Raw genomic sequence first — 13,347 nt, 5'->3', positions numbered from 1 at the left:
GGGATTTTTCTTTTGTCTGTAAGCCTTTTTTGATATAATAGTCCTATGTTAGAATCAGAAAAAAAATCACGTTATCAAATGTTAAATGAGGAGCTCTCTTTTTTATTGGAAGGCGAAAACAATGTTTTGGCTAATCTTTCCAACGCCAGTGCTCTTTTAAAATCGCACTTTCCTAATACTGTATTTGCAGGCTTTTATTTATTCGATGGAAAGGAATTGGTTTTAGGTCCCTTCCAAGGTGGTGTTTCCTGCATCCGTATTGCGCTTGGAAAAGGTGTTTGTGGGGAGGCAGCCCACTTTCAGGAAACGGTTCTAGTTGGTGATGTAAGGACTTATCCCAACTATATTTCTTGTGATGGTCGAGCTAAAAGTGAAATTGTTGTTCCGATGGTTAAGAATGGTCAATTGCTCGGGGTTCTGGATCTGGATTCTTCAGAGTTTGATGATTATGATGCTATGGATCGAGATTATTTGGAACAATTTGTCGCTATTTTGCTTGAAAAGACAGAATGGGACTTTACAATGTTTGGGGAGAAAGCCTAATGTATCAAGCACTTTATCGAAAATATAGAAGTCAAAACTTCTCCCAGTTGGTTGGTCAAGAAGTTGTGGCTAAGACTCTTAAACAAGCGGTGGAGCAAGAGAAAATAAGTCATGCTTATCTTTTTTCTGGTCCTCGTGGAACGGGAAAAACCAGTGTAGCTAAGATATTTGCCAAGGCTATGAACTGTCCAAATCAAGTGGGTGGGGAACCTTGTAATAACTGCTATATTTGTCAGGCAGTGACGGACGGTAGTTTAGAAGATGTCATCGAAATGGATGCAGCTTCTAATAATGGGGTCGATGAAATCCGTGAAATTCGTGATAAATCTACCTACGCCCCTAGTCTTGCCCGTTATAAGGTTTATATCATAGACGAGGTTCACATGCTGTCTACAGGAGCTTTTAATGCCCTTCTAAAGACGCTGGAAGAGCCAACACAGAATGTGGTCTTTATTTTGGCCACTACTGAATTGCACAAGATACCTGCTACGATTCTATCTCGTGTGCAACGTTTTGAATTTAAATCAATTAAGACACAGGATATTAAGGAGCATATTCGCTATATCTTAGACAAAGAAAATATCAGTTCTGAACCAGAAGCTGTGGAAATCATTGCTAGACGGGCTGAAGGTGGAATGCGAGACGCCTTGTCTATTTTGGATCAAGCCCTAAGTTTAACACAGGGAAATGAATTGACGACTGCCATTTCTGAAGAAATTACTGGCACTATTAGCCTATCAGCCTTGGATGATTATGTGGCTGCCTTGTCTCAACAGGATGTTCCAAAGGCCCTAGCATGCTTGAATCTTCTCTTTGACAATGGTAAGAGTATGACTCGTTTTGTGACGGATCTTTTGCACTATTTAAGAGACTTGTTAATTGTCCAAACAGGTGGAGAAAACACTCATCATAGTCCAGTCTTTGTAGAGAATTTGGTACTTCCTCAAGAAAATCTGTTTGAAATGATTCGCTTGGCGACAGTCAGTTTAGCAGATATTAAGTCTAGTTTGCAGCCCAAGATTTATGCTGAGATGATGACTATCCGTTTGGCAGAGATTAAGACTGAAGCAGCTCTTTCTGGGGCAGTTGAAAGTGAAATTTCTGCACTGAGACAGGAAGTTGCCCGTCTCAAACATGAACTGGTAAATGTAGGAACTGTATCTAAGCCAACAAATCCAGCTCCTAGTCGTCCAACAGCAGGCAAAACAGTCTATCGTGTGGATCGCAATAAAGTTCAATCTATCTTACAAGAGGCTGTCGAAAATCCTGATTTAGCACGTCAAAATCTGATTCGCTTGCAGAATGCATGGGGAGAGGTAATTGAAAGTCTAGGTGGTCCTGATAAGGCTTTGCTAGTTGGTTCTCAACCGGTTGCGGCCAATGAACACCATGCTATTCTTGCTTTTGAGTCTAACTTCAATGCTGGTCAAACCATGAAACGGGACAATCTCAACACTATGTTTGGCAATATCCTCAGTCAGGCAGCAGGTTTTTCACCTGAGATTTTAGCTATTTCCATGGAGGAATGGAAAGAAGTTCGCGCAGCCTTTTCAGCCAAAGCCAAATCTTCTCAAACTGAAAAAGAAGCAGAAGAAAGCCTGATTCCGGAAGGATTTGAATTTTTGGCTGATAAAGTGAAGGTAGAGGAAGACTAAAGAAAGATTTCATGATACAATAAGTTTATGAATAGACAACAATTTATTATCATTGCGCTGTTTACAGCTGCTGAAACCTATTTTTTCAATGAAGCCTGGATGACTGGTCGCTATATTATGGCAGCCTTTTGGGCCATTTTGCTCTTTAGAAATTTTCGAGTCAGTTACTTGATGGGTAAAATAGTAGATGTCATTGACCAGCATTTAAAAGGGAAAGACTAGTCCTCAGCTTCTAGACAAAATCAAAGCCTTTTAGGCTTTTTTTTGTTATACTATAAAAGTATATTTATTGACCTTTTATACTCTTCGAAAATCAAATTCAAACCGTGTCAGCTTCGCCTTGCCGTACTCAAGTACAGCCTGCGGCTAGCTTCCTAGTTTGCTCTTTGATTTTCATTGAGTATTTCCGTATTTTCTAGGGAAATCAACTATGTTTCTAGTAAGTACTGTAAAGGCCTTGAAAAAGAAAGGAACTATCATGTCAGTATTAGAGATCAAAGATCTTCACGTCGAGATTGAAGGAAAAGAAATTTTAAAAGGGGTTAACCTGACCCTTAAAACAGGAGAAATTGCCGCTATCATGGGACCAAATGGTACTGGTAAATCAACTCTTTCTGCCGCTATCATGGGAAATCCAAACTATGAAGTTACCAAAGGTGAAGTTTTGTTTGATGGCGTAAACATCCTTGAGTTGGAAGTGGACGAGCGTGCGCGTATGGGACTTTTCCTTGCAATGCAATATCCATCAGAAATTCCTGGAATTACCAATGCTGAGTTTCTTCGTGCAGCCATGAATGCTGGTAAGGAAGATGATGAAAAGATTTCAGTTCGTGAGTTCATTACTAAACTGGATGAGAAAATGGAATTGCTCAACATGAAAGAAGAAATGGCAGAGCGTTACCTAAACGAAGGTTTCTCTGGTGGTGAGAAAAAACGTAATGAAATTCTTCAACTCTTGATGTTGGAACCAACTTTCGCCCTTTTGGATGAGATTGACTCTGGTCTTGATATTGACGCTCTTAAAGTTGTGTCTAAAGGTGTCAATGCTATGCGTGGCGAAGGCTTTGGTGCTATGATTATTACTCACTACCAACGTCTTTTGAACTATATCACACCAGACGTGGTACACGTGATGATGGAAGGTCGTGTTGTTCTTTCTGGTGGTCCAGAATTAGCTGCACGTTTGGAACGTGAAGGATACGCAAAATTAGCTGAAGAACTTGGCTATGACTACAAGGAAGAATTGTAATTCCCTCGTATCTTTTAGGAGAAGTAAATGACTAAAGAAAATATTAAACTTTTTTCAGAAATGCACGCTGAACCAAGCTGGTTGGCTGACATCCGTCAAAAAGCTTTTGATAAGATTGAGAGTCTAGAATTACCAGTTATTGAGCGTGTCAAATTTCACCGTTGGAATCTGGGTGATGGAACGATTACAGAAAGTGAGCCATCAGCAAATGTTCCAGATTTCACAGCTCTAGATAATCACTTGAAGTTGGTGCAAGTAGGAACTCAAACTGTTTTTGAGCAAACACCAGTTGAGTTAGCTGAACAGGGTGTTGTCTTCACAGACTTTCACTCAGCTTTAGAAGAAATTCCAGAGCTTATTGAGGAATTTTTCATGTCATCAGTTAAGTATGACGATGATAAGCTGGCAGCCTACCACACAGCTTATTTCAATAGTGGTGCTGTTCTCTACATTCCAGATAACGTAGAAATCACAGAACCAATTGAAGGTATTTTCTACCAAGATAGTGATAGCGAGGTGCCTTTTAACAAGCATATCCTTATCATTGCTGGTAAAAACAGTAAAATAAGCTATCTGGAACGTTTAGAGTCACGCGGTGAAGGAAGTGCCAAAGCAACTGCTAATATCACAGTAGAAGTAATTGCACGTTCTGGAGCTCAAGTGAAGTTTGCTGCTATCGACCGTCTAGGTGAAAACGTCACTGCTTACATTAGCCGTCGTGGTAAATTAGGCAACGATGCAAGCATTGACTGGGCAATCGGTGTCATGAACGAAGGGAATGTAGTTGCTGATTTTGATAGTGACTTGATTGGTAACGGTAGCCATGCGGACCTTAAAGTCGTAGCTCTTTCAAGTGGCCGTCAGGTACAAGGGATTGATACCCGAGTAACTAACTATGGTTGCAACTCAATCGGAAATATCCTTCAACATGGGGTTATTCTTGAAAAAGCAACTTTAACTTTCAATGGTATTGGCCACATTATCAAGGGTGCCAAGGGAGCAGATGCGCAACAAGAGAGCCGTGTTCTCATGCTTTCAGACCAAGCGCGTTCAGATGCCAATCCAATTCTTTTGATTGATGAAAATGACGTAACTGCAGGACACGCGGCTTCTATCGGTCAGGTAGATCCAGAAGATATGTATTACCTCATGAGCCGTGGCTTGGATAAGTCAACTGCAGAACGTTTGGTTGTCCGCGGTTTCCTTGGATCTGTTATTGTTGAGATACCAGTCAAAGAAGTTCGTGATGAAATGATTGCAACTATCGAAGAAAAATTGTCAAAACGCTAAGGGGTAGCCTATGTTAGATGTAGAAGTGATTCGCAAGGATTTTCCAATTTTAGACCAGATTGTTAATGATGAACCATTAGTCTATTTGGACAATGCTGCGACGACACAAAAACCACTGGCAGTTCTGGAGACGATTAACCGCTACTATGAGAACGACAATGCCAATGTTCATCGTGGGGTCCATACCTTGGCTGAGCGAGCAACAGCTTCTTATGAGGCGGCTCGTGAAACCATTCGTAAGTTTATCAATGCAAGGTCTACAAAGGAAGTTCTCTTTACTAGAGGAACGACAACCAGTCTGAACTGGGTAGCGCGCTTTGCAGAGGAAGCCTTGACTGAGGGAGACCAGGTTTTGATTTCTGTCATGGAACACCATTCCAACATCATTCCTTGGCAGGAAGCCTGCCGTAAAACTGGGGCAGAACTTGTTTATGTCTATCTCAATAATGGAGCTCTGGATATGGATGATTTTCGAACTAAATTGACTGATAAAGTCAAGTTTGTCTCCCTTGCTCACGCCTCAAATGTTCTTGGTGTAGTCAATCCGATCAAAGAAATCACCCAATTAGCCCATCAAGTTGGAGCCATCATGGTGGTGGATGGTGCTCAATCTACGCCTCATATGAAGATTGATGTCCGGGACTTGGATGTGGACTTCTTTGCCTTTTCAGGTCACAAGATGGCTGGTCCAACTGGTATTGGTGTTCTTTATGGTAAAGAAAAGTATCTGGAACAAATGTCACCAGTAGAATTTGGTGGTGAGATGATTGATTTTGTCTATGAGCAATCTGCTAGTTGGAAGGAATTGCCTTGGAAATTTGAGGCTGGAACACCAAATATGGCAGGTGCTATCGGACTGGCAGCAGCAGTGGATTATCTTGAAAAGATTGGTATGGATGCGATTGAAGCCCATGAACAGGAACTGATTGCATACGTCTATCCAAAACTGCAGGCGATTGAAGGATTGACTATTTACGGTTCGCAGGACTTGGCTCATCGTTCAGGTGTTATTGCCTTTAACCTAGGTGACCTTCATCCTCACGACCTTGCGACTGCTCTGGATTATGAAGGAGTGGCAGTTCGTGCGGGTCACCATTGTGCGCAACCTTTGCTCCAGTATTTGGATGTCCCAGCAACAGCTCGCGCAAGTTTTTATATTTACAATACCAAGGCAGATTGCGACAAGCTAGTCGATGCCTTACAAAAGACAAAGGAGTTTTTCAATGGCACTTTCTAAACTAGATAGCCTTTATATGGCAGTGGTAGCAGACCATTCGAAAAATCCACATCACCAAGGGAAGTTGGAAGATGCTGAGCAAATCAGTCTCAACAATCCGACCTGTGGAGATGTCATCAACCTCTCAGTCAAGTTTGATGCAGAGGGCCGTTTGGAAGATATTGCTTTTCTAAACTCAGGTTGTACCATCTCGACTGCCTCTGCAAGCATGATGACAGATGCAGTTTTAGGAAAAACCAAACAAGAAATTTTAGAGCTTGCGACTATTTTTTCTGAAATGGTTCAAGGGCAAAAAGATGAGCGTCAAGACCAACTTGGAGATGCAGCTTTCTTATCAGGCGTTGCAAAATTCCCTCAACGAATTAAGTGTGCAACCCTAGCTTGGAATGCCCTGAAGAAAACAATTGAAAATCAAGAAAACAAGTAAGGCAAGTTTCTTTTGTCTTATGAATCAGTAGAAATAAAGAATGAAAGAAAGGATATTATGGCTGAAGAAAGAGTAGAACCAAAACCAATTGACCTTGGTGAATATAAATTTGGTTTCCATGATGATGTAGAGCCTGTCCTATCGACAGGAAAAGGATTGAACGAAGATGTCATTCGTGAACTATCAGCTGCTAAGGGAGAACCGGAATGGATGTTAGAATTCCGTTTGAAGTCTTATGAAACCTTCAAAAAAATGCCCATGCAAACTTGGGGAGCAGACTTGTCAGAGATTGATTTTGATGACTTGATCTACTACCAAAAACCATCTGACAAACCAGCCCGTTCATGGGACGAAGTTCCTGAAAAGATTAAAGAAACCTTTGAACGTATCGGGATTCCTGAAGCTGAGCGTGCTTATCTAGCAGGTGCCTCTGCCCAGTATGAGTCAGAAGTGGTTTACCACAACATGAAGGAAGAGTTCCAGAAATTGGGGATTATCTTTACAGATACGGATTCTGCCCTCAAGGAATACCCAGACTTGTTTAAACAATACTTCGCTAAGTTGGTACCGCCGACAGATAACAAGTTGGCTGCCCTCAACTCAGCAGTATGGTCTGGTGGAACCTTTATCTACGTACCAAAAGGGGTTAAGGTAGATATCCCACTTCAAACTTACTTCCGCATCAACAACGAAAATACTGGTCAGTTTGAACGTACCTTGATTATCGTTGATGAAGGAGCAAGTGTCCATTATGTAGAAGGATGTACAGCGCCAACTTATTCAAGTAACAGCTTGCATGCTGCCATTGTAGAAATCTTTGCCTTGGATGGAGCTTATATGCGTTATACGACTATCCAAAACTGGTCTGATAACGTCTATAACTTGGTAACGAAACGTGCGAAGGCTCAAAAGGATGCCACTGTTGAGTGGATTGATGGTAACTTGGGTGCCAAAACAACCATGAAATACCCATCTGTTTACCTAGATGGAGAAGGGGCGCGTGGTACCATGCTCTCTATCGCTTTTGCCAATGCAGGGCAACACCAGGATACTGGAGCTAAGATGATCCACAACGCTCCACATACAAGTTCATCTATCGTGTCAAAATCCATTGCTAAAGGCGGAGGGAAGGTTGACTACCGTGGACAAGTAACCTTTAACAAAAGCTCTAAGAAATCTGTTTCTCACATTGAGTGTGACACCATTATCATGGATGACTTGTCAGCATCAGATACCATTCCGTTTAATGAAATTCACAACTCACAAGTCGCTTTGGAACACGAAGCTAAGGTATCTAAGATTTCAGAAGAGCAACTCTATTATCTCATGAGCCGTGGATTGTCAGAATCTGAGGCAACTGAGATGATTGTTATGGGATTTGTAGAACCCTTCACAAAAGAGCTTCCAATGGAATATGCAGTTGAGCTGAACCGTTTGATTAGCTATGAAATGGAAGGATCAGTTGGGTAAGAATATGTATAATCTGAACAGAAATTATTTCTGTTCAGATTTTTTTGAAAAATCATCTTATAAATATTCACAAAATTCCTTTTATATGATAAAATAAAACAATCATATTTGATGGAGATGAAGTATGAATATTTTTAGAACTAAAGATCTTAGTTTGGGACGTACTGAAATGCACCGTCATTTAAAAGTATGGGATTTGATTTTATTAGGAATCGGTGCCATGGTAGGAACTGGGATTTTTACTATTACAGGAACCGCAGCAGCAACGCTTGCTGGTCCGTCGCTGGTTGTATCTATAGTGATTTCTGCCCTGAGTGTTTCTTTATCCGCCCTCTTTTTCGCAGAGTTTGCCTCTCGTGTTCCTGCAACTGGTGGTGCTTATAGTTATTTGTATGCAATTTTGGGTGAATTACCAGCTTGGATTGCTGGTTGGTTGACCATCATGGAATTCATGACAGCAGTTTCTGGTGTGGCCTCTGGCTGGGCAGCTTATTTTAAAGGCTTGCTCAGTAACTATAGTATTTCAATGCCTCAAGCCTTGAATGGGACCTTTAACCCTGAGCAGGGTACCTATATAGACCTTTTACCTATTTTGGTATTGACACTGGTAACCGGTTTAGTTTTATTAAATTCCAAGGCAGCTTTGCGTTTTAATTCGCTTCTAGTTATCTTGAAATTCTCTGCTCTCGCTTTGTTTATTCTAGTTGGTATCTGGTATATTAAACCAGAAAATTGGTCCAACTTTGCTCCCTTTGGTTTTGGTCAAATTTATGGTGGAAGTACTGGAATAATGGCAGGAGCATCTTTGATGTTCTTTGGTTTCCTAGGATTTGAATCTATTTCGATGGCTGTTGATGAAATTCAAAACCCACAAAAAAATGTCCCACGAGGTATTGTTTTGTCATTGACAATCGTAACGATTCTCTATGCCTTGGTTACATTAGTATTGACAGGGATTGTTCACTACAGCCAACTCAATGTGGATGATGCTGTAGCATTTTCATTGCGAAGTATAGGAATTGGTTGGGCAGCTAATTATGTGTCATTAGTGGCCATTTTAACCCTAATAACAGTGTGTATTTCTATGACTTATGCCTTATCGCGTATGATTTACAGTTTAGCACGTGATGGTCTTTTACCTCGAAGTTTTAAGCAATTAAGCAAAACAAGTCGTGTTCCTAAAAATGCGACCATCTTAACAGGAGTTGCTTCTGCAATTGCAGCAGGAGTGTTTCCACTGGCTAGTATTGCAGCCTTTCTAAATATTTGTACGCTTGCTTATCTTATCTTATTGGCTTATGGAATTATAAAACTTAGAAAGGATAGGGGAATGCCTAAAGAAGGAGAATTCAAAACTCCCCTAGTTCCCTTGTTGCCGATTCTCTCGATTCTAATCTGTCTTTCCTTTATGCTTCAATATAGTGTAGAAACATGGATTGCGTTTGGAATTGCTCTTGTAGTTGGACTTGTGATTTACTTTACTTATGGCTATCGTCATTCTACACTTTCTGAATAAAGAAAAAGCTGGAACTTCCCAGCTTTTTGCTTACTCTTTTATATATGTGAAGCCTTCTCCTAGGATTTCATGAGCTTCTGTAATAGTTATAAAGGCTTGAGGATCAATTCGATGAATCATTTCCTTCATTTTCACAATTTCATTTCTTCCGACAATACAGTAGATAATCTTCAAATCTTCTTGACTATAATAACCTTGACCTGAGATGAAAGTAACGCCTCTACCTAGGTCATCATTAATCGCCTTAGCAAGTTGGTCAGGACGTTTTGTGATAATCATAAATCCTTTGCCGGCATATCCTCCTTCACCAATCAAATCAATGACACGAGAAACGATAAAATCAAATAAGAGCGTGTAGGAAACCAATCTCAAGTCCTTGAAGATGAGGAGAATAAGCATGAGAATACAAAAATCTAAGATAAAGAGCAGTTTCCCCATGGATATATGAGTGTATTTGTTGAGAATACGAGCTAGAATATCAGTACCACCAGTTGTACCTCCAGCATTAAAGATAATTCCAAGACCAATTCCCAATAGAATCCCAGCTATAAGGGCTGTGATCAGTAAATCACCTTGAAGATCAATATGAAGGGGAATACGCTCAAAAAAAGCCAACCAGGCGGACAAGGCTAAGGTTCCTAGTAAACTAGAATAGAGAGATTTTGCTCCAAAAATCTTCCAAGCTAGGATGAAAAGAGGAATATTAATCAGCAAGTTCATGAGCGAAACAGGGATTTTAAAAAGATAAAAGGTGATGAGGGTAATACCTGTCGCCCCTCCTTCAAAGAGATGATGGGGAACTACAAAATAAGTCAGACCAAAAGCATAAATAGCAGCACCTAGTAAAATGGTTAAAATGGGGTAAATTTTTTTAATCATAGGAACCTCTTTTCTTATAAGTAGATTATATCAAATTTTTAAGGAAAATTTGAATGACTCCATTAGGATTTTTAATCTTTTTTTGATATAATTAAAAGTAAGAAAACCAATCTGAATCCTAAAATAGAAAGATTGATACTATGACAAAAATTAAGATTGTAACCGATTCATCTGTTACTATTGAACCTGAACTAGTAAAACAATTAGATATCACTGTTGTTCCGTTATCTGTAATGATTGATAATGTTGTTTATTCTGATGCGGATTTGAAAGAAGAAGGTAAATTTCTTCAGTTGATGCAAGTAAGTAAGAACCTCCCGAAAACAAGCCAGCCCCCTGTAGGTGTCTTCGCTGAAGTTTTTGAAGACCTATGCAAGGATGGTAGCCAGATTCTTGCTATTCATATGTCCCATGCTCTTTCTGGTACTGTAGAAGCAGCGCGACAGGGTGCTAGTTTATCTACTGCCGACGTGACAGTTATTGATAGTTCCTTCACTGACCAAGCCCTGAAATTCCAAGTTGTTGAGGCTGCGAAGTTAGCACAAGAAGGCAAAGATATGGAGGAAATTTTAACTCGCATAGAAGAGGTAAAAAAACACACAGAACTCTATATTGGCGTTTCGACTTTGGAAAATCTTGTTAAAGGTGGACGAATTGGGCGTGTAACTGGATTGTTGAGCTCACTTCTCAATATACGTGTTGTCATGCAGATGAAAGACCATGAATTGCAGCCAATCGTTAAAGGTCGTGGAGCTAAAACTTTTAAAAAATGGTTAGATGAGTTGATAACGTCGCTCTCTGAACGTTCTGTAGCAGAGATTGGAATTTCATATTCTGGTAGTGCTGATTGGGCTAAAGAGATGAAAGAAAGCTTACAAGCTTATGTTGAAAAGCCAATTTCAGTTTTGGAAACGGGCTCTATTATTCAAACTCACACGGGTGAGAACGCTTGGGCTATTTTAGTACGTTACTACTCTTAAAAAAATAAATAAAATGGGAAGAAATAGCGTTTTTAACTTGACCTAAAAGGGATTTTAGGATATGATTATAATTGTTAATTAGAAATTAAATTGGAGGAATCATTAACATGGCAAACAAACAAGATTTGATCGCTAAAGTAGCAGAAGCTACAGAATTGACTAAGAAAGACTCAGCAGCAGCAGTTGAAGCTGTATTCGCAGCAGTAGCTGACTACCTTGCAGCTGGTGAAAAAGTTCAATTGATCGGTTTTGGTAACTTTGAAGTTCGTGAGCGTGCTGCACGTAAAGGTCGCAACCCACAAACTGGTAAAGAAATCACAATTGCAGCTTCTAAAGTTCCAGCATTCAAAGCTGGTAAAGCTCTTAAAGACGCTGTTAAATAATCAGCCTTTAAAAAGCCTATTGTATCAAGCTTTCTAGCTTGGTCAATAGGCTTTTTTGTGTATAGAGGGCAAAAAAGGGGCCAGAATCTGAATGAACTAGTACCGGAAAATCTTTCAAATACAGACTAATTCAAATTGCGTAGCAGAAATCATACAAATGAAATTGATTATAGTAAAATAGGATATGAATTATTAAGAAAGTTGGTTCTTTATTGGAAACGATAGTATTTTCAATCTCCGTTTTTTTAGCAGGGATCTTGTCCTTCTTTTCCCCTTGCATTTTCCCTCTGTTACCTGTTTATACTGGAATTTTATTGGATGATCAGGAAAGCGCAAAAAGCTTCTCCTTGTTTGGAAGAAAAGTCGCTTGGTCAGGTTTGATTCGGACGCTTTGCTTTATCGCAGGTATTTCTCTTATTTTCTTTATTCTAGGATTTGGTGCTGGTTACTTTGGTAATATTCTCTATGCCAATTGGTTTCGCTATACCATGGGTACGATTATCATCATCTTAGGTTTACACCAGATGGAAATTTTTCATTTTAAGAAATTAGAGGTTCAAAAAAGCTTTACTTTTAAGAAATCAGCACCCAATCGTTATTGGTCAGCCTTTTTACTCGGTATTACCTTTAGCTTTGGTTGGACGCCTTGTATTGGTCCAGTTTTAAGTTCTGTTTTAGCGCTTGCCGCTTCTGGAGGTAATGGTGCTTGGCAAGGAGCGATCTATACCTTAATTTACACTCTGGGGATGGCCATTCCTTTCTTGGTTTTGGCTCTAGCTTCTGGTGTAGTTATGCCATATTTTAGTAAAATTAAACGTCATATGATGCTACTGAAGAAAATTGGTGGCTTCCTTATTATTTTAATGGGAGTTTTATTACTATTAGGACAAGTAAATGTTCTAGCTGGAATTTTTGAATAAAGGAGAAAAAGATGAAAAAAGTAATGTTTGCTGGCTTAAGCCTCTTGTCATTAGTCGTATTGATAGCCTGTGGTGAGGAAGAGACTAAAAAGACTAAAGCACCAGAACAATCCCCAAAACAACAGCAACAAACGACTGTACAACAAATTGCTGTTGGGAAAGAGGCGCCAGATTTTACCTTGCAATCAATGGATGGCAAAGAAGTGAAGTTATCTGATTATAAGGGTAAAAAGGTTTATTTGAAGTTTTGGGCTTCATGGTGTGGTCCATGTAAAAAAAGTATGCCAGAGTTGATGGAATTAGCTGCAAAACCAGATCGTGATTTTGAAATTCTTAGTGTCGTTGCGCCAGGTCTTCAAGGGGAAAAAACAGTAGAAGAATTTCCAAAATGGTTCCAGGAACAAGGATATAAGGATATACCTGTTCTCTACGATACCAAAGGGAGTACTTTCCAAGCTTATCAAATCCGAAGTATTCCTACAGAATATTTGATCGATAGCCAAGGCAAGATTGGAAAAATCCAGTTTGGTGCCATAAGAAATGCGGATGCAGAAGCAGCCTTTAAAGAAATGAAATAGAATCAAGGTTTTAAAATAGTATTTATATAATCAAGAACCTGAGACAAAATAGTTCTCAGCCACAAAAAAGCTAGAGATTTCCAATAGCGGAACTGAACTGCACCCCAAAAGTTAGACAGAAAAAATCTAACTTTTGGGGTGTTTTTATTATGAAATTAACTTATGATGATAAAGTTCAGATCTATGAACTTAGAAAACAAGGATATAGCTTAGAGAAGCT

Annotated in this window: 14 protein-coding genes and 1 pseudogene; 14 read left to right on the top strand and 1 reads right to left on the bottom strand. The window is 39.7% G+C overall.

The genetic code is table 11. The annotated features are described in order from the left end of the window. The first annotated feature begins 45 nt into the window (after positions 1-45). The 9 genes from GEZ85_RS05615 (at position 46) to GEZ85_RS05575 (ending at position 9,387) form a co-directional block, all read left to right on the top strand. Positions 46-543, top strand: a complete 498-nt coding sequence (locus GEZ85_RS05615; protein ID WP_153209793.1) for a GAF domain-containing protein — start codon at positions 46-48, stop codon at positions 541-543. Then, a complete protein-coding gene (gene dnaX, locus GEZ85_RS05610; RefSeq protein WP_153209794.1) occupies positions 543-2,198 on the top strand; it encodes a DNA polymerase III subunit gamma/tau in 1,656 nt (551 codons plus the stop codon). The genes GEZ85_RS05615 and dnaX overlap by 1 nt, the downstream gene beginning before the upstream one ends. Before the next feature lie 27 nt (positions 2,199-2,225). Next, positions 2,226-2,420 (top strand): DUF3272 domain-containing protein, encoded by a 195-nt coding sequence (locus tag GEZ85_RS05605; RefSeq protein ID WP_001081602.1) that lies wholly within the window; start codon positions 2,226-2,228, stop codon positions 2,418-2,420. Positions 2,421-2,676: 256 nt separating this feature from the next. Further along, the gene (gene sufC / locus GEZ85_RS05600) at positions 2,677-3,447 is read left to right on the top strand and encodes a Fe-S cluster assembly ATPase SufC (RefSeq protein WP_000114489.1); all 771 of its coding nucleotides are present in this window, start codon (positions 2,677-2,679) and stop codon (positions 3,445-3,447) included. Between the two features lie 27 nt (positions 3,448-3,474). Beyond that, positions 3,475-4,737: a Fe-S cluster assembly protein SufD gene (gene sufD, locus GEZ85_RS05595; RefSeq protein ID WP_153209795.1), complete on the top strand. Its 1,263-nt coding sequence runs from the start codon at positions 3,475-3,477 to the stop codon at positions 4,735-4,737. A 10-nt stretch (positions 4,738-4,747) separates the two neighbouring features. After that, positions 4,748-5,974, top strand: coding sequence for a cysteine desulfurase (locus tag GEZ85_RS05590; RefSeq protein WP_060628495.1), 1,227 nt, complete (start codon positions 4,748-4,750; stop codon positions 5,972-5,974). Next, positions 5,961-6,401, top strand: a complete 441-nt coding sequence (gene sufU / locus GEZ85_RS05585; protein WP_153209796.1) for a Fe-S cluster assembly sulfur transfer protein SufU — start codon at positions 5,961-5,963, stop codon at positions 6,399-6,401. The genes GEZ85_RS05590 and sufU overlap by 14 nt, the downstream gene beginning before the upstream one ends. 57 nt (positions 6,402-6,458) lie before the next feature. Further along, entirely contained in the window at positions 6,459-7,871 is a 1,413-nt protein-coding gene (gene sufB / locus GEZ85_RS05580) for a Fe-S cluster assembly protein SufB (RefSeq protein WP_125458019.1), read from the top strand. 124 nt (positions 7,872-7,995) lie between these two features. After that, entirely contained in the window at positions 7,996-9,387 is a 1,392-nt protein-coding gene (locus tag GEZ85_RS05575; RefSeq protein WP_153209797.1) for an APC family permease, read from the top strand. A gap of 30 nt (positions 9,388-9,417) precedes the next feature. Here the strand turns inward: GEZ85_RS05575 and GEZ85_RS05570 are convergent, their stop codons facing one another. After that, positions 9,418-10,266, bottom strand: a complete 849-nt coding sequence (locus GEZ85_RS05570; protein WP_049487109.1) for a YitT family protein — start codon at positions 10,264-10,266, stop codon at positions 9,418-9,420. 140 nt (positions 10,267-10,406) lie between these two features. Here GEZ85_RS05570 and GEZ85_RS05565 point away from each other — a divergent pair, with 140 nt between their 5' ends. From GEZ85_RS05565 to GEZ85_RS05545, 5 genes and pseudogenes are all read left to right on the top strand, one after another. Next, positions 10,407-11,246 carry a DegV family protein gene (locus GEZ85_RS05565; protein WP_084887240.1) on the top strand — a complete coding sequence of 280 codons (840 nt, stop codon included), beginning with the start codon at positions 10,407-10,409 and terminating at the stop codon, positions 11,244-11,246. A 107-nt stretch (positions 11,247-11,353) separates the two neighbouring features. Further along, positions 11,354-11,629, top strand: a complete 276-nt coding sequence (locus GEZ85_RS05560; RefSeq protein WP_001284637.1) for an HU family DNA-binding protein — start codon at positions 11,354-11,356, stop codon at positions 11,627-11,629. A 212-nt stretch (positions 11,630-11,841) separates the two neighbouring features. Continuing rightward, on the top strand, positions 11,842-12,549 hold the full coding sequence (ccdA2, locus tag GEZ85_RS05555) for a thiol-disulfide oxidoreductase-associated membrane protein CcdA2 (RefSeq protein ID WP_084887242.1): 708 nt from the start codon (positions 11,842-11,844) through the stop codon (positions 12,547-12,549). A gap of 11 nt (positions 12,550-12,560) precedes the next feature. Beyond that, positions 12,561-13,127: a thiol-disulfide oxidoreductase-associated lipoprotein SdbB gene (gene sdbB, locus GEZ85_RS05550; RefSeq protein ID WP_153209798.1), complete on the top strand. Its 567-nt coding sequence runs from the start codon at positions 12,561-12,563 to the stop codon at positions 13,125-13,127. A 149-nt stretch (positions 13,128-13,276) separates the two neighbouring features. Then, positions 13,277-13,347: pseudogene (locus tag GEZ85_RS05545) on the top strand (transposase); the annotation flags it as partial.

Origin of the sequence: Streptococcus mitis, from assembly GCF_009496205.1 — a bacterium.
In the GTDB taxonomy this organism is placed as follows: Bacteria; Bacillota; Bacilli; order Lactobacillales; family Streptococcaceae; genus Streptococcus; species Streptococcus mitis_BN.
The sequence above is the reverse complement of the archived record's forward strand: the minus strand, read 5'-3'. Positions and strand labels throughout refer to the sequence as shown.